We start from the raw sequence: 20,562 nt of genomic DNA on the forward strand, positions 1-20,562 counted from the left end.
GAGAGGGTCCGCATTACAGGCCCGATCGTTGCCGGCGGCCGTATGGGCATGGTGGTGGGGATCGTCAAGGACCGGCCCCGTGACCACGGCGGGCGCCCGGGTCCGGCCAAAAAATCATCGGCTCCCGCGACGCCTCACCACAGCGCGGCGCGGCGCACTACTCTCGTGACCAGGACATCGGTCGATCGACATGATCGGCCGGCGTGAAGGCCACCGGGAGGGTGCGCGATGACTCAGGGACGGCACACCGACGCCGCCTCCTTTGGCCCACCGCTGTGGGAGCGGGAGTCCGAACTGGACATAGCGGTCCGGGCGTTGGACGACCTGTGCGGTGACGCCGCGTCCTCGGGCAGCCTCGTCGTGTACAAGGGTGAGGCGGGCATCGGCAAGACCGCCCTGCTCGGCCGGTTGCGCGAGATAGCGGCGGGCCGGGCCACCGTATGGTCCGCCCGCGGCGGTGAGACCGTCACCTCCGTCCCCTTCAACGTCGTACGCCAACTCCTGCAGCCCACCCTGCTCGCGCTCTCCGACGAGGAGACCCGCGAGTACTTCGGCGACTGGTACGACATCGCGGGCCCCGCCCTCGGCATAGCCGAGCCAGCCGGACGGCAGGCCGACCCGCAGGGTGTGCGCGACGGACTCGTCGCCGCCGTCTCCCGACTGGCCCGCCTGCAGTGGCCGTTGGTGATCCTCATCGACGACGCGCACTGGGCCGACCTCGAGACCCTGGAGTGGCTGGCCGCCTTCGCCGAGCGCCTCGACGACCTGCCGGTGCTCGTCGTCGTGGCGCAGCGCGACCCCGAGGACGAGGCCGCCGCCGTCTGCCTGGACGCGGTGGCCGCCGCCGCCCGGCCCGGCATCAACAGGCTGCGTGCCCTCACCCCCGACGCCACCGCGAGCCTCACCCGGGCCACGCTCGGCGACCACGCAGACGACCCGTTCTGCCGCGAAGTGTGGGCGGTGACCGGTGGGAACCCGTACGAGACCGTCGAGTTGCTCGCCAAGGTGCAGGACACCGATCTGCACCCCGAAGAGGACTCGGCCGCCGAACTGCGCGCGCTGAACAAGTCGGCGCGCGGCCGCGGACTCGTCGCCCGCCTCGAAGGACTCGGCATCGAGGCGACCAAGTTCGCCTGGGCCGCCGCCATCCTCGGCACGAGGATCGACCCCGGACTCGCCGCCCTGCTGGCCGGCCTCAACCCGGAGCAGGCCGGCCGCTGCGCCGAGCGGCTGAGCGCCGCCCGCATCCTCACCGACAGCCTGTACGGCGCCGAGAACGCCCTGGAGTTCGTGCACCCGCTGATCGCCTCCGCCGTCTACGACGCGATCCCGGCGGCCACCCGCACCGCCATGCACGGCCAGGCCGCCTGGGCCGTCACCGCGTCCGGACACGGGCCCGCCGCGGCCTCCCGGCACCTGCTCGAAGTGCACCCGGACGACGATCCGGAACTCGTCGAGCAGATGCGCGCCGCCGCCCGCGAACACCTGGCCGTCGGCGCGCCCGACGCCGCCCGGCGCTGTCTGGAGCGCGCCCTGCAGGAACCGCCGCTGCCGGACGTCCGCTCCCATCTGCTCTACGAGTTGGGCTGCGCCGCGCTGCTCACCTCGCCCGCCACCACCATCAAGCACCTGGACGCCGCGCTCGACACGACACCGGGACTCGTCGGCGCCCTGCGCGTCGACGCCGTGTGCCGGCTGTCCCAGGCGCTGGTCCACAACGACCAGCTGGAAGAGGCGCTGCGCCTCATCGACGGCGAGAGCGACCGCCTCGACCCCGGCCCCGCCCGGATGCGCCTGCAGGCCGTCCACTTCATGTGGGAGGGCATCCACGCGGGCGAGGAGGACTCCTCGGGCCGCTCGCGAAGGCTGGCCATGATCGCCGACCAGCTCGGCGGCCGGGACAACTCGGAGCGCGTCCTGCTGATCCTGCGCGCGTTCGACGCCATGACCCGCGGGGAGAACGCGGAGGAGGTCGTCGAGCGCTGCGACCGCGCCCTGGTCAACGGCCGGCTCGCGCCCGGGCTCGGCTGGCTCGACCCCGAGTGGGGGTTCGAGGTCCTCGCCATGCTCGGCAGCGCGTATCTCTTCGCGGACCGGCTCGACCGCGCCGAAAGCCTGTTCACCGGCGCCGTCCGCGAGTACGAGACGGCCGGCTGGAGCGGCGGCCACCTCGCCCTCGCGCACGCCTTCGTCGGATACGTGCACCGCAGGCGCGGCCGGCTCACCGACGCCGAGGCGTTCCTGCGCGAGTCGCTGCGCCTCGCCGACCGCGTCGGGCGCGGGCTGCCGATGCACTGGGACGCGGCGTGCATGCTCATCGACACGCTGCTCGCCCGCGGCAAGGCCGACGAGGCGCAGGCGATCGCCGACCGCTACTCGTTCGGGCCGCCGTACCCCTCCACGATCGTGCTTCCCGACGCGCACTCGGTCCGCGGCCGCCTCCTCCTCGCGACCGGCCGGGTGGAGGACGGGATCAACGAGCTGGAGGCCGCGGCCAAGGCCGCCATCGCCCGCGGCGGACACAACACGATCATGGCGCCGTGGGCCTGCGACCTGGCCCGCGCCCTCGCCCCCACCGATCCGCGGCGAGCCGCCGAACTCGTCGCGGAGGCCCGCGTCCAGGCCGAGCGCTTCGGCACGGACACGGCGATCGGCGAAGCGCTGCGCTGCGCGGCGGCGCTGGAGACGGGCCAGAAGCAACTCACCCTGTACGCCAAGGCGGTCACGTACCTCGAAGCCTCACCCTGCGCCTACGAACACGCCCTCGCCCGCGTCGAGTACGGCATGGCGGCGCGCTCGCTGACCGAACTCAACCGCGGCCTCACCCTGGCCCGTTCCTGCGGCGCGGACGGACTCGCGGCGCGGGCCCGTGAGGTACTGGAGACGGGGCGCGGCCTGCGGTAGGGACCGGCCAGGTCACCCGGCCGCCGAGCCCCTGCCCTTCTCCTCCTCCCTCTCCTCCTCGCCGAGCACGCGCTGTGCCACGGCGAACGCGGCGTTGGCGGCGGGGACGCCCACGTACACGGCGCACTGCTGCAGCACGGCGCCGATCTCGTCGGGGGTCAGGCCGTTGCGGCGGGCCGCCCGTACGTGCATGGCCAGTTCGTCGAGGTGCCCGTGGGCGACGAGCGCGGTGAGGGTCACCATGCTGCGCTCGCGGCGGGACAAGGTCGGGTCGGTCCAGATCTCGCCCCACGCATAGCGGGAGATGAAATCCTGGAACCGGGCCGTGAACGGCGTCTGCCGCCCCTGTGCCCGGTCCACATGCGCATCGCCGAGCACCTGTCGCCGCACCTCCATGCCGCGCGGGGCGCCCTGCCCGAAGTGCGTGCGCAGCAGCCCGAGCACCGCCTCCGGCCGTTCGGCGACGGCCAGATGGGACGCCCCGGCCAGCTCGGCGAGTTCGGCGCCCGGCACCGCGTCGGCGATCTCCCGCAGATGCGCGGGCGGCGTGGCCGGGTCCTCGCGACCGGCGACCAGCAGCGTCGGCACGGAGATCCCGCCGAGCCGGTCGCGCAGGTCGAAGGCGGCGAGCGCGTCGCAGCACGCGGCGTACGCCCCGGGGTCGGCGTCCCGGTTGTCCCGCACCAGCCGCGGGACGACGAACCCGGGGGTGAACCACCGAGCGGGCGCCGACTCGGCGACGCCGCCGGTCCCTTCCTCACGAACCAGCGCGGCCCGCTCCCGCCACGGCGCGGCGCCGCCGAAGTGGGCGGAGGAGCACAGAACGGCCAGGCTGCTGAGCCGCTCCGGGTGATGCACGCCGAGATGCAGTCCGACGGCGCCGCCCAGCGACACACCCGCGTACGCGAACCGCTCGATGCCCAAGGAGTCGGCGAGGGCGAGAACGAGCCCGGCGAGGTCGGCGACGGTGGCCCCCTCGGCGATCAATCCGGCACCGGACCCCCCGTGCCCCGGCAGATCCCAGCGCACGACGCGGTACGCACTCGACAATTCGGGCGCGACCTGATCCCAGAGCGCCAACGACGTCCCGAGCGAGGGCCCGAGCAGCAACGGGGGAGCGGAGGGGGAGCCCTCGGCGCGGTGATGGAGGAGGGGGGAGGGGGGCATGGGCGGGCTCCAGGTGAGGTGCGGGGAGTGGACGGGGCGAGGGCACGGCCGCGGGATGGTGCCTCCCGTCAGCGGCGGGTCAGTGCGCGGTCCACCAGTTCGCCCGCCGCCCCGGTGTACCGCTCCGGGGCCGTCAGTTCGGTCAGGTCCAGGGAGGCGAGGTCCGGTTCCTCGGCGAGTACGTCGGGCAGGGTGCGGCCCTCAGAGGCGGCGCGGCGTGTCGCCTCGCCGAGCAGTTCCCTGGCCCGGCCGCGGCCGAGAACCGCGGCCAGTTCCGCGGACAGCCGCTCCGAGACGATCGCCCCGCCGGTCAGCGCGAGGTGCTCGCGCATCACGTCGGGGCGCACCACCAGGCCCTCGACCAGCTCGGCGGCGTTCCGCGCGGCCCCGCCCACCAGTCGCAACAGCTCCCGCAGGGTGGCCCATTCGGCGTGCCAGGCCCCGGCGGGCCGCTCGTCCTCGGCGGACATCGACCCGTACAGCGTCGCCGCGAGTCCGGGCGCGCGGCGGGCCGCCCCGGCGATCAGCGTGGCCCGCACCGGGTTGGCCTTGTGCGGCATCGCGGACGAACCGCCGCCGGCGCCTTCCGCGACCTCCCCGATCTCGGTCCGGGAGAGCGTCAGCACATCGACGGCCAGTTTACCGAGCGCCCCGGCCGTGAACGCCGACGCTCCCGCCAGATCCGCCACCGGCGTGCGCAGCACATGCCACGGCAACTGCGGCTCGGCCAGGCCGAGTTCGCGCGCGTATGCCGAGATCAAGGCCAGAGGGTCGCTCGCCCCGTATGCCTCGAACGCAGCCAACGTCCCTGCCGCACCGCCCAGTTGAACCGGCAGGGCGGCACGAACGGACCGCAGTCGATCCCGGGCGTCGAGGACCAGCGACCGCCACCCGGCCGCCTTCAGGCCGAACGTCGTCGGCACGGCGTGCTGCGTGAGCGTGCGGCCCGGCATGACGGTGTCCCGGTGCGCGGCCGCGAGCCGCGCCAACCCGGCCTCGGCGTGGCCGAGTTCCGCCAGAGTCACGTCCAGCGTGTGTGCCGCCATCAGCATCAGCGCCGAGTCCAGCACGTCCTGGCTGGTCGCCCCCCGATGGACGTACGGCCCGTACTCCGCGGGCACGGCCGCCGTCAGATCGGCGACCAGCGGGATCACCGGGTTGCCTCCCGCGCGGGCCCGCCGGGCGAGGTCACGTACGTCGAAGGACGCCGCCACCGCGGCAGTCGTCACGGCGTCGGCCGCGCCGGCGGGTGCGAGCCCGAGCGCCGCCTGGGCCCGGGTCAGACCCGCCTCCGCGTCCAGCAGGGCCTGCAGAAAGGCCTCTTCGGACGTGCCGCGCTCGGCGGGCGCGTCCTCGGTGCCGGGGTCGAACAAGCTCACGTGAACTCCAGGAAGACCGTCTCGCCCTCGCCCTGAAGGCGGATGTCGAAACGGTACGTGCCGTCGGACCGCTCCCGCGCGACAAGCGTGTCGCGCCGCGCGGGTTCGAGCCGCGAAAGGAGCGGGTCGGCGGCGAGGACCACGTCGTCGCCGGGCAGGTAGATCCGCGTGAAGAGATGGACGAGGAGGCCGCGCGCGAACACGCAGAGACTGAGGTACGGGGCGCTGTCGCCGCGTGCGCCGGGCCGCAGCGTGCGCGCGTACCAGTGCCCGTTGGCATCGGTCTGGACGCGGCCCCAGCCGGTGAACTCCACGCCGTTGCGCCCGAGGTGACCGCCGCTCGCCGGGTCGCGCCGCATCGACCCGTCGACCTGCGGCAGCCTGCCCTCGGGGTCGGCGCCCCACACCTCCACGAAGGCGTCGGGGAGCGGATCGCCCGCGCCGTCGTACACGTACCCCTGCACGGTGACGGTGTCCGGGTGGCCGACCGGCGCGATGTCACCGCCGCCGGGGAACGGCAGGGCGTATCCGTAGAACGGGCCGACCGTGTGCGACGGGGTCGGCAGCGCGTTGCCAGGATTGCTCGTGTCGATCTTCGTCATGGCTGGTCAGCGCCCTTCTTCGATCCAGGTGGCGGACGGTCCGTCGAGCACGATGTCCCAGTGGTAGCCCATCGAGAACTCCGGCACGGAGAGGCTGTGGTCGTACGTCGCGACCAGGCGCTGCCGGGCGGCGTCGTCGGTGACGGACTGGATGATCGGGTCGTACGGGAACAGCGGGTCGCTCGGGAAGTACATCTGTGTCACGAGCCGCTGGGTGAATGCCGAGCCGAACATCGAGAAGTGGATGTGCGCCGGTCGCCAGGCGTTGACGTGCTGGCCCCACGGGTAGGGCCCGGGCTGGATCGTGGTGAAGCGGTAGCGGCCCTCGGCGTCGGTCAGCGTCCGTCCCACACCGGTGAAGTTGGGGTCGAGCGGAGCGTCGTGCTGCTCGCGCTGATGGGCGTAGCGGCCGGCCGAGTTGGCCTGCCAGATCTCGACGAGCTGGCCGCGCACGGGGCGCCCGGCCCGGTCGAGGAGACGGCCCGAGACGGTGATCCGTTCGCCGACGGGTTCGCCGACGTGCTGCTTGGTGAGGTCGTTGTCGAGCCCGGTGATGTCCCGTTCGCCGAAGGCGGGCGAGGCGAGCTCGACCAGCTCCGGGTCCTTCGACACGTCGATGTTGATCGGCGGCTGCTGGGGATGGCGCAGGACGGACGAGCGGTAGGGGGCGTAGTCGCGGCGCGGATGGTGTTCGACGGGCGCCCCGCCGGCCACCCGCTTCTCGTACGCGGCGTGCGCGGCCGCTATCTCCGCGTCGATGTCGTGCTGGGTGAGAGCCATGCCGGGACTCCGTCTCTAGGAATTACTCAGCGCACTGAGCATTTGTTGAGCGGGGCACACGTTGCCACCAGCCAAGTGGGCCGTCAAGGGTCTAATATCGCTCAGTACACCCACGTAACGGAGGACCGTGATGGCCGCGGTGGACCTGACCACCCACCCCGGGCACCTCGCCCGGCGACTCCAGCAGGCGCACTATCTGCTGTGGAACACGATGGTCTCGGAGGAGATCACGTCACCGCAGTTCGCTGTCCTCAACACCCTCGTGGCCGAGCCGGGCCTCGATCAGCGCACGGTCGGCGAGCGCGTCGGACTCGACCGGTCCACGATCGCCGAGGTGGTCAGCCGCCTCACCCGGCGCGAGCTGGTCGACAAGGCGCGGGACCCGGGCGACGGCCGCCGCTGGCTGCTGCGGCCGACACCGGAGGGACTGCGCATGCACAAGAAGCTGACCGTGCGGACCGCGCGGATGAACCAGATCTTCCTGGCGCCCCTGAGCGGCGAGGAGCAGGCCGTCTTCTTCGACCTGATCCAGCGGGTCGCCGACGCGGCGGAGGACCTGCGCAACCCCGCGGAGCCGCTCGCGACCCCCGGGGTCTGACACCAGGGACTACTCCTTCGCGAACACCACCCACACCTGCCCCGGCGCGAACGGCAGCGGCTGTCCGTCCACCGTGAAGGCGGTGCCGCTCCCGGCGCCCGGCCGCTGCCACGCCGCGTCGTACGCCCGCCCGTCCCGCAGCACCACCGCCCGTCCGGAGCCGACGGTGCGGGACAGCGGTGACACGCTGCCGAACTTGTCGTGGAAGCGGGACTGCCGCACGTCGACGTACTGCACGACGACCGTTGCCGCCGCGAGCCGGGTCCCGTCCGCCGTCACGGCCGCGCTGCCGTCCATGCTCACCAGCCAACGCCGTTGTGTGGCCGACCAGTTGAAGGTGAAGCGGGCCGAGGGGAAGCGCACCGTGCGCTCCGTCTCGGGTTGCCCGCCCGCTGGTACCCGCGAGGCGAAGCGGAAGCCGGCCGCCGCCTTCGCGTCCGCACCCGATGTCGTCCGGCCCAGCTTGGCGGGCCGCAGGAAAAGGTTGTGCGGGGCGGGCTTGGCGCTGCTCCGGAAGTAGGCCCGGCTGTCCTTGCCCTGCGGCAGTGCGCGCAGCGGCGCCGCGTCGATCAGCGCCTGTACCCCGGACTGGGCGCCCGAGTACGCGAGCGTCGGCTGTTCGAACTGCGCGAGGAGCTCCAGATCGGTCTCCCGCGCGCTGCGCACCGGCCCCACGACGTCGGGGAGCCGCGAGCCGAACACCGCCATCAGCCGGCTGAGCCCGCCCTCGACCTGCTCGGCGTACACGATGTCGGCGTCCTCCAGACCGGTCTGCGGCCGCGCGGCACCCACGTTGTCGATCTTCACCGCGAGCAGGCCGGTGCCGCGCGCCGGAGGGGAGTCGTTCCCGCCGGTCGGCTCGCAGGCCGCCGCGGCCACCGCGAGCGCACCGACGAGGAACCCACGCCTACGTAACCCGTTCGTATCCACGGCCCCTCCCTACCCGCCCGGAGGCCACCCCAAGTCCGGCCTGTTCAGCGCAGTACGTCCGCCAGGTCGAACTTCATCGGCTCGTCCAGCTGCGCGTACGTACAGCTCTCGGGCTCCCGGTCCGGGCGCCAGCGCCGGAAGCGCGCGGTGTGCCGGAAACGCGTCCCGTTCTCCATGTGCTCGTACGCCACCTCGGCCACCAGCTCCGGGCGCAGCGCCACCCACGACAGGTCCTTCTTGCCGGTCCAGCGGCTGGGCGCGCCCGGCATCCGGGACGCCTCGTGCGCCGCCCCGTCCGTCCACGACGCCCAGGGGTGGTCCCCGGCGGAGTCCATGCGCAGTGGTTCGAGCTCGGCGATCAGCTCGGTGCGCCGCTTCATCGTGAAGGCCGCGCAGACCCCGACGTGCTGCAGGGTGCCCGTGTCGTCGTACAGGCCGAGCAGGAGCGAGCCGACGACGGGGCCGCTCTTGTGGAAGCGGTATCCGGCGACCACGCAGTCCGCCGTCCGCTCGTGCTTGACCTTGATCATGAGGCGTTCGTTCTGCCGGTAGCGCAGGTCGAGGGGTTTGGCCACGATGCCGTCCAGACCCGCGCCCTCGTACCGCTCGAACCAGCGCTCGGCCAGTTCGGCGTCGGTCGTCGCGGGCGCCACGTGGACCGGCGCCGCGACGTCCGCGAGTGCCTCCTCCAGGCGCCGTCTGCGCTCGGTCAGCGGCGCGTCGAGCAGGGACTCGTCGCCGAGGGCCAGCACGTCGAACGCCACGAACGACGCCGGGGTGCGCTCCGCCAGGGTCTGCACGCGCGACGCGGCCGGGTGGATCCGCTCGGTGAGCGCGTCGAAGTCGAGCCGCCCGTTCCGGGCGATGACGATCTCCCCGTCCAGTACGCAGCGCTCCGGGAGCCGCTCGGCGAGCGCCGCCACCAGTTCGGGAAAGTACCTGGTCAGCGACTTGGTGGAGCGGCTGCCCAGCTCGATTTCGGCCCCGTCCCGGAAGACGATCGCCCGGAAGCCGTCCCACTTCGCCTCGTAGTGCATCCCGGCGGGGAGCCGGGCGGCGGATTTGGCGAGCATGGGGCGGACCGGCGGCATCACGGGAAGATCCATACATCGATTCTGTCCCTTATACAGACTTATCGCCCGGTATGCGCACTATGCCCCTTCGGCCTAGCGTGGCCCCATGGGCAGCAAGGGCGCGGCAGTGGAACTGGAAACGGGCGGGCGGACGGTGCGTCTGTCCAGCCCCGACAAGGTGTACTTCCCCGAAGGCGGCTCGTCCGGCTACACCAAGCTGGACGTCGCGCAGTACTTCCTGTCCGTGGGCGACGGCATCCTGCGCGCCCTGCGCGACCGGCCCACGACCCTGGAGCGCTACCCCGAGGGCGCCACCGGCGAGTCCTTCTTCCAGAAGCGGGCCCCCAAGAACCTCCCCGACTGGACCCCCACCGCCACCATCGCCTTCCCCTCCGGCCGCACCGCCGACGAGATGTGCCCCACCGAGGTCGGCGCCGTCCTGTGGGCCGCCCAGTACGGCACCCTCACCTTCCACCCGTGGCCGGTACGGCGCACCGACCTCGACCACCCCGACGAACTCCGCATCGACCTCGACCCGCAACCCGGCACCGACTACGCCGACGCGGTGCACGCCGCCCGCGAACTCCGCGCCGTACTGGACGAGTTCGGCGGACTGCGCGGCTGGCCCAAGACCTCAGGCGGCCGCGGACTGCACGTCTTCGTGCCCATCGAACCGCGCTGGACCTTCACCCAGGTGCGCCGGGCCGCCATCGCCTGCGGCCGTGAACTGGAGCGCCGCATGCCCGAGTCCGTCACCACGGCCTGGTGGAAGGAGGAGCGCGGCGAGCGCATCTTCTTCGACTACAACCAGACGGCCCGCGACCGCACCATCGCCTCCGCCTACTCGGTCCGCGCCCGCCCGCACGCGCCCGTCTCCGCCCCGCTCTCCTGGGACGAGCTGGGCGACGCCGAGCCCCGCGACTTCGACATCGTCACCATGCCCAGGCGGTACGCCGAACTCGGCGACGTACACGCCGGCATGGACGAGACGCACCACTCCCTGGACGCGCTCCTGGAACTCGCCGACCAGGACGAGAAGGACCGGGGCCACGCCGACCTGCCGTACCCGCCCGAGTATCCCAAGATGCCGGGCGAGCCCAAGCGCGTACAGCCGAGCCGGGCCAGGCACGAGGCCTGACCCGGCTCGATTCACCTACGTACTACGGGAGTTCCTTCACGCGGACGTCCCGGTACGAGATGACATCCGACGTGCTGTGCACCTGGAGCCCGATGTAGCCGGAGGAGTAGCGCCGGCCGTCCGTGCCCGGGTCGTCCGACCGCGGCGGCTCGAAGACCTGGCCACCGGTGTTGTCGAACTCGTTGATCAGCACACCGTTGCGGTAGATCGAGAAGTGCTGGTCCACCACCTTGACCTCGTAATCGTTCCACGTGCCCTTCTGGGTGACGCCCGCGCCCGCGAGGCCGACCCGGTCGAAGCCGTAGACCGAACCGGTCTTGTACATGTCCCCGTCGGGGCGGTCGAGGGCCTGGATCTCATGCCCGTACTTGATGGCGACCCACTCCGGGTTCGGCTCCTCGGGGTGGTTGTGCACCCACGGGAAGCGCACGAAGACACCGCCGTTGGCGTTGCCCGTGCCCGGGGCGTCGTCGCGCCACTGAAGCTTCAGCGAGAAGTCGCCGTACTTGCGCTGCGGGAACCAGAGCATGCCCATGCCGTCCACCGACGTGCTGCTGGTGATCGACCCGTCGGCGTTCAGCGCGAACTTGCCGCCGCCGACCTGCTCCCACTTGGCGAACTGCTCCTGCGTGCCGTCCAGGATCTTCGTGTAGCCGTCGGTCTGGCCCGGCGTGCCGATCGCGGACTGCTTCGCCGCCTTGTTGATCTTGTTGTACTCGCGCTGGTCGACGACGCCTTCCTTGAGGAGCTTGTCGGTGACCGTCTTCACGTGCTTGACGAAGAGGGCGTGCGACGTCCAGTCCTTCTCGTCCTCGATCAACTCGCCTATGCGGCACCGGTTGTTGGTGACCCGGTTCGGGATGCCCGTGTCCGTCGTGCCCACGAACACCGTCGTGCGCTCGTCCAGCTCGGGGCAGTTGGGCGCCGGGACGCCGCCGCCCGAGGCGACCGCGAACACGAACGTCTGCGCCGCGGCGGCATTGCCCGCCTTGTCGCTCGCCCGGTACGCCACCGAGTGCGCGCCGACGCGGTCCACCGACACCGGTGCGGTGTAGGCGAGATACGGACCGCCGTCGAGCGAGTACTCGATTCGGTCGACGCCCGACTCCTCGTCCGTCGCCGTCACGGTGAGCTTCGCGTTGTTGATGTACGCGCCGTCGGAGTTCTTGTCCCCGGCGACCGCGAGCGACACCGACGGCGGCGTCGTGTCCTTGACCGGCGGAGCCACCACCGAGAAGTCGACCGACTTCTCGGCCGCGGCGTTGCCCGCCTTGTCCGCGGCCCGGTAACGCACCTTGTAGGCGCCCGGGTCGTGGACCATCACCGGCGCCGTGTACGGCTGCCAGGCACCGTCGGCGCCGAGCGCGTACTCCACCGTGTTGACCCCGGAACCGGTGTCCGAGGCGGAGACCGTCACCGTGGCCATGCCGACGTACGCGCCGGTGTCGTCCTTGTCGCCGGTCACCGTCGCCGAGGTCTCCGGCGCCGTCGTGTCGTCGGTCGGCGGCGCGACCACCGTGAAGTCGAGGGACTTCTCGGCGGCCGCGTTGCCCGCCTTGTCCGTCGCCTTGTACTTCAGGGTGTGCGTGCCGACCTGGTCGACGACCACGGCCGCCGTGTAGGGCGTGTACGCGCCGCCGTCGAGGGCGTACTCGGTCTTGTCGACGCCCGAGCCCGCGTCGGTCGCGGTGACCGAGACGGAGGCGGACCCGACGAACGCGCCGTCGGCGTTGGTCTGCCCCTCGGCCTTCGCCGAGGTCTCCGGCGCGGTCGTGTCCTCACCGCCGCCGCCGTCCGTCACGACCAGGACCCCCTGCATGCTGAGGTGGCCCGGAATCGTGCAGTGGTAGCGGTAGCGCCCGGGGGAGAGGGTGACCTCGGCGGTGTGCTTGCCGCCCTGGTCGTCGTTGGGGTTCGCCATGATGTTGAGCGGTACGTCGTTGTTGTACTCGGGGTCCGACACGTCGAACGTCAACGTGTGCGGCATGCCCATCGTGTTGCCGGTCGCCGTGCTGTTCTCGAAGACGATCGTCGCCTTGCCGGCCACCGCCGTCGTCGGCGCCGACGCGTACTTCGTGATGTCGTCGCCGGCCGTCCAGGTCAGCACCTGGTCGGCCGCCGCACCCGGCGCGGGCGCCGCCGTGGCGGCGGGCAGCGCGCCGAGCCCGAGACACATCAGCACGGTGGCGAGCACCGCGGTCAACAGGCGGTGTCTGCGCAGAGGTTGCAGGATTGGTCGCATGGGTCAGCCCTTCCCGGCCAGCTGATCGGCCGCCGGAGTCGCCTCGCCGCCGGTGTAAGTGACCTTCCACAGCGCCGACTTGGAGTCGGAGGTGAAGAAGCCACGCCCGTAGTCGAGGACGTACAGAGCACCGTCGGGACCGAACTTCCAGTCCATGAGGTTCTTGATGCCGTCGTTGCCGATCGGAATGATCTTCTTCAACGACTCGGAGTGGACCGGGATCGATCCGTCGCCGTGCGTCTTCGGGTCGGTGAGGACCGCGTTGCGCGGCTGGTCGGAGTCGTAGAAGTCACCGACGAACCACTTGCCGTCCCAGTAGCTCGGCCACTTGTCGGCGTTCGGGACCGACGCGTCGTAGCGGTAGACGGGTCCGTCCATCGCGGCCTGCCCGCCGCCCTTGAGCCACGGAAGCAGGTACTTCGCCTCGGACTGCTTGTACGAGGGCACGCCGTTGGCGTCGCGCGGGTAGTCCGGGGCGCCGCCCTGCGGCGAGTACCAGATGTTGTTCCCGGTGACCGGCGGCAGATTGACGAGACCGTCGTTGTTCGGCGACTCGTTCTTCGGGTGGTCGCAGTCGTACCAGCCCAGCGGCTTCGTCGGGTCCGGCAGATTGCGGTCACGGTAGGGCTGCTTGTTGCCCATGCAGTAGGGCCAGCCGCGGTTGCTCGCCTTGGTGATGACGGCGAACTGGTCGTACTTGGCAGGACCCCAGGTCGTCGACGGTTCGCCGGCGTCCGGGCCGACCCACCCCGCGTACAGGGTGTCGGTCTGCTTGTCGACCGAGATGCGCGCCGGGTTGCGGACGCCCATCACGTAGATCTCGCCGCGGGTCTTCCCGCCGCCTTCGGCGGTCTCCTTGCCGGTGAAGAGGTTCCCCTCCGGCAGGGTGTACGTCCCGTCGGACTCCGGGTGGATGCGCAGGATCTTGCCGTTCAGGTTGTTCGTGTTGCCCGCGGTGCGGCGCGCGTCGGCGAACGAGACACCCTTGTAGTTGGGCTGCGGGTTGTTGCCCGAGTAGCCGTCGCTGAACTGCGAGGAGTTGTTGTCGCCGGTCGCGATGTACAGGTTCCCCTTGGAGTCCCAGGCCATCCCGCCGCCCGCGTGGCAGCAACTGTGCACCTGCACGGGCCACTTGAGCAGAACCTTCTCACTGCTCAGATCCAGCTTGTTCGTGTTCAGGTCGAGCGTGAACCGCGAGACGCGCCGCTCGGCGAGCTGCTTGTCCCGGTCGAGCCGCGAGTGCGGCGTGTAGTGCAGGTACACATAGCCGTTCTGCTCGAACCTCGGGTCCAGCTCGATGCCGAGCAGACCCTCCTCGACCTTGACCAGTTCGTCGCCGCCGCCCTTGTTGCCGAAGACGGTCAACGCCCCTGCGAGCGTGACCTTCTTCGTCGTCGGGTCGTAGACGTGGATCTGCCCGATGCCCTTGCCGACGTCGGGGTCGTTCCAGTCGGTGACCACCGGCTGCGACGAGTCCGCGCCGCCCCGGCCGATGTACAACACCCGCCCGTCGGGAGCGGTGACGAGGCCGTGCGGCTCCCCGATCTGGTCGTTCTGGCCCGCCTGGTTCGGCTGCGTCAGGCGCTCCGCCTTGTAGTGGGAGTCGATCGCCGCCTTGCAGTCGGCGCGCACGATCCGCGAGGTCCACAGCAGGGCGCCGCGCAGATGGCCGCGGAAGTCCGCCTCGTCGAACGACGCGACGGTCCCGCCCATACCGGTGTAGAAGGACCGGCCGCCGTCGTAGTCACGGCACCAGGACACCGGGTGGTCCGCGCCGTTCGCGCTCTCGCCCGGCTTGTACGTGGACTCGTTGACCCGGGCGACCGTGTGCACGTCGCCCGACGGGTTCTTCGCCCAGTTCAGCCACTGGTCCGGCCGCTTCCACTGCAGCGGCAGGTCCTTCGTCGCCGGGTTCTGCCGGTCGCCGACCTCGACGGTCGCGCGCTGCACGGCAGTGGGCGAACCCGCGGCGGGCCTGGCCCCGATCAGGCCGGTGAACCAGTCCGAGTACGGTTCGGCGCGCGCCGCGTCATGGATGCCGACGAAACCGCCGCCCGCCTCCATGTACGCCTCCAGGCCCGCTTCCTGATCGGGGTCGAGGATGTCGCCCCCGCCGGTCAGGAACACGACGGAGTTGAAGCGCCCCAGCTTCGTGGCGTTCGTGAAGAAGGAGGCGTCGTCGGTCGCCGTGATCGTGAAACGCTGCCCGGCGGGCCCGGACAGGCCGATCTTCTCGATCGCCTCGATGCCCGCGTTCACCGTGGGCGACTCGTCGCCGCCGGCCGCGGACCCGTAGAACACCAGGACCCGTGGCGAGGCGCCGCCGGGTGGCGACTTCACGGACATCGTTGTCACGGACGGGCCCGGATCCGGGTACGCGCTGGCGGCCGGGCCGCTCAGCAGCCCGGCGGCCACCGCTCCGGTGGCGACACCGACCGCCAGAAGGCGACCGCGTCTCCTCCTGCTCGCTCTGAACTCTCGTACGGGCAACGGCTCTTGATGCGGAAACCGCCGCATGTGTTCACCCACCCCTCGTCGGACACAGCAAACGCGGTGAAAGCTAGACCTCTTTGCGTGTTCCGCCAATAGGTATGACCGGGATTCCACAAACTTTGTCCTGAGTGTGGATAAACGAAGATCACCTGGCTACCGTGCTCAGCGCGACGTGAAGGCCCGTACGAGGGTGGGGAGTTGGCTGTGACGACGGAACACGGTGGACCGCGTGACGAACCGAACCGCGCGACCGAGCAGGACAGACGCGCGCTGAGCCGGCGCATGCTCATCGGCGGCGCCGTGGCGGCCACGGCCGGGGTGACATCGTTGTCGATCGCCGCCTCGGCCCCCGAGGCGGTCGGTGCCGACACCCCGCCGCGCACCGCTCCGGCGGGCGGCGAGGTCCGACGCCTCACCCTGTACGCGGAGAAGCTCGCCGACGGCCAGCTCGGCTACGGCTTCGAGAAGGGCAAGGCGTCGATACCCGGCCCGCTCATCGAGCTCAACGAGGGCGACACGGCGCACATCGAGTTCCACAACCTCACGGACGTGGACGCGAGCCTGCACGTGCACGGCATGGACTACGAGATCTCCAGCGACGGCACGCGGATGAACCGCAGCCACGTCGAACCCGGCGGTACCCGCACCTACACCTGGCGCACCCACGCGCCCGGCCGCCGCAAGGACGGCACCTGGCGCGCGGGCACCGCGGGCTACTGGCACTACCACGACCACGTCGTGGGCACGGACCACGGTACGGGCGGAATCAGGAAGGGTCTCTACGGTCCGGTGATCGTGCGCCGCAAGGGCGACGTCCTGCCCGACCCCGGCAAGACGTTCACGATCGTCTTCAACGACATGACGATCAACAACAAGGCCGCCCACGAAGCCCCCAACTTCGAGGCCACGGTGGGCGATCGCGTGGAGATCATCATGATCACGCACGGCGAGTACTACCACACGTTCCACCTGCACGGTCACCGCTGGGCGGACAACCGCACGGGCCTGCTCACGGGCCCCGACGACCCCACCCAGGTCCTCGACAACAAGATCTGCGGCCCGGCGGACTCGTTCGGGTTCCAGATCATCGCGGGGGAGGGCGTCGGGGCCGGCGCGTGGATGTACCACTGCCATGTGCAGAGCCACTCGGACATGGGGATGGCGGGGCTGTTCCTGGTGAAGAAGGCGGATGGCTCGATTCCGCCGTATGACGCGCCGCATCACTGACCCGACGGTCGGCGCATGGGTGCGCAGGTCCCCGCCCCGGGTGTAAACCATCGGTAACACCTGTGGCACCTGTAGCACCTGCACGCGCCAACAAGCCGTCGAGGGAGCCGAGTTGAGCAAGGACCGTACGTACGACTACGTCATCGTCGGGGCCGGGTCCGCCGGATGTGTGCTGGCCGGGCGGCTGAGCGAGGATCCGGCGGTGCGGGTCGCGCTCGTCGAGTCGGGGCCGCGCGACCGCAAGCCGGAGATCCGGATACCGGCCGCGTTCCCGAAGCTGTTCAAGACGCCGTACGACTGGAACTACGCCACCGCGAAGCAAGACGCCCTCGACGGACGGGAGTTGTACTGGCCGCGCGGCCACATGCTGGGCGGGTCGTCGTCGCTCAACGCCATGATGTGGGTGCGCGGTCACCGCGACGACTACGACGCGTGGGGCGAGGCCGCCGGGCCCGAGTGGGCGTACGACCAGTTCGTGCGGTACTTCCAGCGCGCGGAGAAATGGGGAGGCCCGCGGCCCGAGAAGTCGGTGTACGGCACGCTCGGGCCGCTGCACATCTCGCCGCAGCGCCGGCCGAACCCCACCACCTCCGCCTTTCTGGACGCCTGCCGTGCCCAAGGACTGCGTGAGCTGGGCGAGTTGAACCAGGCCGACCACACCGGCTTCGCCCTCACCCCGGTCAACCAGTACCGCGGCCGCCGCTGGAGCGCCGCCCACGGTTACCTCGGGCCCGCCGCGCGCCGCCCCAACCTCGACGTCTACACCGACGCCCGCGTGACCCGCCTCGACTTCGACGGCACCCGCGCCGCTGGCGTCGTCGCCGACGGCGTGGCGGCCGGGACGCTGCGCGCCACCCGAGAGGTGATCCTCGCCGCGGGCGCCATCGGCTCGCCGCAGCTGTTGCAGCAGGCCGGCATCGGCGACCCGGAGACCCTCGCGGCCGCCGGCATCGACCCCCTCGTCGCCTCGCCCGACGTGGGCCGTCACCTCCGGGACCACCTCTCCTACGCCGTCACCGTCCGCTGCCCGCGCCCCGTCACCCTCACCGGCGCGGACACCCCGGCCAACATCGCCCGCTTCCTGCTCGGCGGACGCGGGCCGCTCACCTCGAACGTCGGCGAGGCTGTCGCCTTCATCAAGACGCGGCCCGAACTGGGCGCTCCCGATGTCGAGTTGGTGTACGCGCCCGTGCCGTTCGTGAACCACGGACTGACCCCGCCGACCGAACACGGCATCACCCTCGGCGTGATCCTCCTCCAGCCGCGCAGCTCGGGCCGCATCACGCCGACCGGGCCGGGCGCCGGCGCCCGCCCGCGGATCGACCCGGGCTATCTGACCGACGAGGAGGACCTGCGGACGCTCGTCGCGGGCGTGCGCAAGGCCGAGGAGCTGCTCGCCGGCGCGGCGCTGCGACCGCTGCACTCGGCGCCCATGGCCGGATACCCGGGTGTCGTCGACGACGAGACGCTGGCGCGCTCGATCCGGGCCGGCGCCGAGACGCTCTACCACCCCGTCGGCACCTGCCGGATGGGCGCCGACGAGGGCTCCGTCACCGACGAGCGGCTACGGGTCCGCGGCACCGGGGCGCTGCGCGTCGTCGACGCCTCCGTCATGCCGCACATCACCCGCGGCCACACGCACGCGCCGACGGTCGCCCTCGCGGAGAAGGCCGTGGAACTCATCCGCGAGGACGCCCGCACATGACCTACGGCACAGCGGAGACGGTCAGGAACCCACGCTCACCGTGAAGCGGCGCGGGTTGCCGTCGTTGGCCGCGCCCGACACGTCGGCCTGGCCGTCCGGGCGCACGTCGTCGTACGGGAACGCGTACCCGATGGGGGAGTTGGCGTGCACGATCCGGGACCAGTGGTTCGTCGTGGCGTCCTGGTAGTAGTCGCCGGAACCGGCGCCGTTCGGCTGCTCGGGGTGGGTGAGCATGATGCTGCGGTTGAATCCGGCGGCGAGGCGGGCGAGGAGGCCCTTCTTGTCGTCGGAGTCGGCCGGGTTGTTCGTGAAGGGCCCGTAGTTGCAGGTGAAGATGTCCTTCGCGGACGGCTTGGTGAAGGTGTGCCCGCCGTTGAAGGTGAGCGTGTCGCCGCTGACCCGGCCGGTGAACACGCCGCGGCCGCCCTGCAGATCGATCTTCAGGTCGGTCGAGCGGTACTTCTCCCAGACCTGGTCGACGTAGCCGTTCCACGCGTCGCGGAACGGCATCTCGTCGGGCCGGTCGAAGTAGGGCGCCATCAGGTTCTGCGGCGAGATGACCCGCAGCACCTTTCCGTCCCCGCCCTTGATCACGAGCTTGTCCCAGGGCTGCCCGTCCTTGGCGGCCTGCGCGGCGAGATCCGCGGCGATCTTGTCGACGGCGCCGTCCGGCAGCGGTGCGACGGTGTGGGTGGCGTCGCCCTCCAGGGTCAGCCCGATCGGCAGGGCCGTCACCAGGTCGACGTAGCTGATGTTGGCGTACAGCTGGTCGGAGTTGAAGGTGAACTCGGCGAACGACCAGGTCTTGTCGTAGTTCGCGTCGGTCGGCGTCGCGAAGGCCGGCTCGACGAGGCCGGGGCCGGGGTTGAGGAAGAAGTCCAGTGTGTCGTCGCGGACGAAGTAGACGCGGGCGCCGTACATCTGAGGCAGCGTCACCACCTTCGGCGCGGAGCCGGCCGCACCCAGCGGGATCGCGCAGTCCACGGGCAGCGGCGTCTGCGGGGCGCTCGGAGACTCGGGGCGGTAGACGCTGCCGTCGGCGCGCAGCAGTACCCAGTTGCCGGAGGACTGCTCGTGGCCGGTGACGTACGCGCGTACGGTGCCGGGCAAGGACTTGTTCTGCAGGGCCAGTTCACAGGTGGCGGGCGCGGCGCCCGCCGTCCAGGCGGGAACGGACAGTGAGGCGGCGGCAGTTGCGACGGTCGCCCCGGCGCCGGCGAGGAACATCCTGCGCGATATCACGATCGCACTCCTGAAGTGTGGGGGGTGTGTGGGGAGCCCCACTGTGGCGAGAGGGGCTGAGGTCGTCAAGACTTACGACGGGGAGCGCTCCCAGATTTTGTTTACGTTCAAATGTTGAACACAAGGGTCATGGCGCCCATTGGTCCGTACCTTGCCTGGTCAGCGCGGTGCGACGGCGGTTGTCAGTGGGCGGTGGAAGACTCGGAGGTCCAGGAAGAGAAAACCCTCGACGAGGAGGGCACGACCATGATCACCACGGATTTCGTGAACGGCGCGCCGAACTGGCTGGACCTCGGCACCCCTGACCTGGACGGTGCGATCTCGTTCTACCGGGGCGTCTTCGGCTGGCAGTTCCAGGCCGGGGGAGCCGAGACCGGTGGATACGGGATGTTCCGGGTCGACGGCAAGACGGTGGCGGGCGGCATGACCGTCTCCGCCGAGCAGGGCACCCCGGCCTGGACGGTGTATTTCCGGAGCACGGACGCGGACGCCACGGTGAAGGCCGTCGAGCAGGCCGGCGGCACCGTGTTCCTGCAGCCGATGGACGTCCTCGACCAGGGCCGGATGGCGATCGTGGCCGACCCGGCGGGTGCGGCGTTCGGCATCTGGCAGCCTGGACTGCACAAGGGTTTCGGCCACGTGACGCAGGACGGCGGGTTGAACTGGGTGGAGCTGTACACCCCCGACGTGAGCGCCGCGAAGGACTTCTACGGCTCGGTTCTGGGCTGGGGCTCGTTCGACGTGGAGTTCCCCGGTGGCTCGTATACGACGGTCAACCCGGCGGGCACGGACGAGAACGGGATGTTCGCGGGTATCGTCCCGCTGGACATCGACCCGGTCGAGGCGCGGGCGGGCGCGCACTGGACGCCGTACATCCACGTGCCGGACGTGGACGCCGCGGCCGACACGGCGCAGAAGCTCGCCGGTACCGTGCACTCCGCGCCGGTCAGCATCCCCGGGGTGGGCCGGATCGCGAAGCTCGCGGACCCCTACGGGGCCGGGTTCGCGGTGATCAACGGCGACCCGGAGCAGCGGTAGCCGTGTGAGAGGCGAGCGTGAGCCGCCCGGTGAGCCGCGTTGAC

Annotated in this window: 15 protein-coding genes; 6 read left to right on the forward strand and 9 right to left on the reverse strand. The window is 71.1% G+C overall.

Annotation, left to right across the window (positions count from 1 at the left end; all coding sequences use genetic code 11):
• The first annotated feature begins 228 nt into the window (after positions 1 to 228).
• The gene (locus AB0J02_RS04420; protein WP_363192051.1) at positions 229 to 2,904 is read left to right on the forward strand and encodes an AAA family ATPase; all 2,676 of its coding nucleotides are present in this window, start codon (positions 229 to 231) and stop codon (positions 2,902 to 2,904) included.
• Positions 2,905 to 2,916: 12 nt separating this feature from the next.
• Here AB0J02_RS04420 and pcaD read toward each other — a convergent pair whose 3' ends face one another.
• The 4 genes from pcaD to pcaH form a co-directional block, all read right to left on the reverse strand.
• Complete coding sequence (gene pcaD, locus AB0J02_RS04425) at positions 2,917 to 4,071, reverse strand: 3-oxoadipate enol-lactonase (RefSeq protein WP_363192052.1); 1,155 nt, start codon at positions 4,069 to 4,071, stop codon at positions 2,917 to 2,919.
• Between the two features lie 68 nt (positions 4,072 to 4,139).
• Positions 4,140 to 5,450, reverse strand: coding sequence for a 3-carboxy-cis,cis-muconate cycloisomerase (pcaB, locus tag AB0J02_RS04430; protein WP_363192053.1), 1,311 nt, complete (start codon positions 5,448 to 5,450; stop codon positions 4,140 to 4,142).
• Positions 5,447 to 6,052, reverse strand: coding sequence for a protocatechuate 3,4-dioxygenase subunit alpha (gene pcaG, locus AB0J02_RS04435; RefSeq protein ID WP_363192054.1), 606 nt, complete (start codon positions 6,050 to 6,052; stop codon positions 5,447 to 5,449). The genes pcaB and pcaG overlap by 4 nt, the downstream gene beginning before the upstream one ends.
• 6 nt (positions 6,053 to 6,058) lie before the next feature.
• Complete coding sequence (gene pcaH / locus AB0J02_RS04440) at positions 6,059 to 6,832, reverse strand: protocatechuate 3,4-dioxygenase subunit beta (RefSeq protein ID WP_363192055.1); 774 nt, start codon at positions 6,830 to 6,832, stop codon at positions 6,059 to 6,061.
• 130 nt (positions 6,833 to 6,962) lie between these two features.
• Here pcaH and AB0J02_RS04445 point away from each other — a divergent pair, with 130 nt between their 5' ends.
• Entirely contained in the window at positions 6,963 to 7,430 is a 468-nt protein-coding gene (locus tag AB0J02_RS04445; RefSeq protein ID WP_363192056.1) for a MarR family transcriptional regulator, read from the forward strand.
• A 9-nt stretch (positions 7,431 to 7,439) separates the two neighbouring features.
• Here AB0J02_RS04445 and AB0J02_RS04450 read toward each other — a convergent pair whose 3' ends face one another.
• Entirely contained in the window at positions 7,440 to 8,360 is a 921-nt protein-coding gene (locus AB0J02_RS04450; protein WP_363192058.1) for a DUF3048 domain-containing protein, read from the reverse strand.
• Between the two features lie 44 nt (positions 8,361 to 8,404).
• Entirely contained in the window at positions 8,405 to 9,466 is a 1,062-nt protein-coding gene (locus AB0J02_RS04455; RefSeq protein ID WP_363192060.1) for an ATP-dependent DNA ligase, read from the reverse strand.
• 73 nt (positions 9,467 to 9,539) lie between these two features.
• Between AB0J02_RS04455 and ligD the strand changes: the two genes are divergently transcribed.
• Positions 9,540 to 10,571 (forward strand): non-homologous end-joining DNA ligase, encoded by a 1,032-nt coding sequence (gene ligD / locus AB0J02_RS04460; protein ID WP_363192061.1) that lies wholly within the window; start codon positions 9,540 to 9,542, stop codon positions 10,569 to 10,571.
• A gap of 22 nt (positions 10,572 to 10,593) precedes the next feature.
• Here ligD and AB0J02_RS04465 read toward each other — a convergent pair whose 3' ends face one another.
• Positions 10,594 to 12,813 (reverse strand): family 16 glycoside hydrolase, encoded by a 2,220-nt coding sequence (locus AB0J02_RS04465; protein ID WP_363192062.1) that lies wholly within the window; start codon positions 12,811 to 12,813, stop codon positions 10,594 to 10,596.
• 3 nt (positions 12,814 to 12,816) lie between these two features.
• Positions 12,817 to 15,330 carry a ThuA domain-containing protein gene (locus tag AB0J02_RS04470; protein WP_363192063.1) on the reverse strand — a complete coding sequence of 838 codons (2,514 nt, stop codon included), beginning with the start codon at positions 15,328 to 15,330 and terminating at the stop codon, positions 12,817 to 12,819.
• Positions 15,331 to 15,588: 258 nt separating this feature from the next.
• Between AB0J02_RS04470 and AB0J02_RS04475 the strand changes: the two genes are divergently transcribed.
• A complete protein-coding gene (locus tag AB0J02_RS04475) occupies positions 15,589 to 16,533 on the forward strand; it encodes a multicopper oxidase domain-containing protein (RefSeq protein ID WP_363192201.1) in 945 nt (314 codons plus the stop codon).
• A gap of 112 nt (positions 16,534 to 16,645) precedes the next feature.
• Complete coding sequence (locus AB0J02_RS04480; protein ID WP_363192064.1) at positions 16,646 to 18,238, forward strand: GMC family oxidoreductase N-terminal domain-containing protein; 1,593 nt, start codon at positions 16,646 to 16,648, stop codon at positions 18,236 to 18,238.
• Positions 18,239 to 18,259: 21 nt separating this feature from the next.
• Here the strand turns inward: AB0J02_RS04480 and AB0J02_RS04485 are convergent, their stop codons facing one another.
• Positions 18,260 to 19,480 (reverse strand): glycoside hydrolase family 64 protein, encoded by a 1,221-nt coding sequence (locus tag AB0J02_RS04485; protein ID WP_363192065.1) that lies wholly within the window; start codon positions 19,478 to 19,480, stop codon positions 18,260 to 18,262.
• A gap of 246 nt (positions 19,481 to 19,726) precedes the next feature.
• On the opposite strand from AB0J02_RS04485, the gene AB0J02_RS04490 reads away from it, so the two are divergent.
• A complete protein-coding gene (locus tag AB0J02_RS04490; protein ID WP_363192066.1) occupies positions 19,727 to 20,518 on the forward strand; it encodes a VOC family protein in 792 nt (263 codons plus the stop codon).
• Positions 20,519 to 20,562 lie beyond the last annotated feature (44 nt).

Source organism: Streptomyces sp. NPDC050264, from assembly GCF_040655895.1.
Lineage (GTDB): Bacteria > Actinomycetota > Actinomycetes > Streptomycetales > Streptomycetaceae > Streptomyces.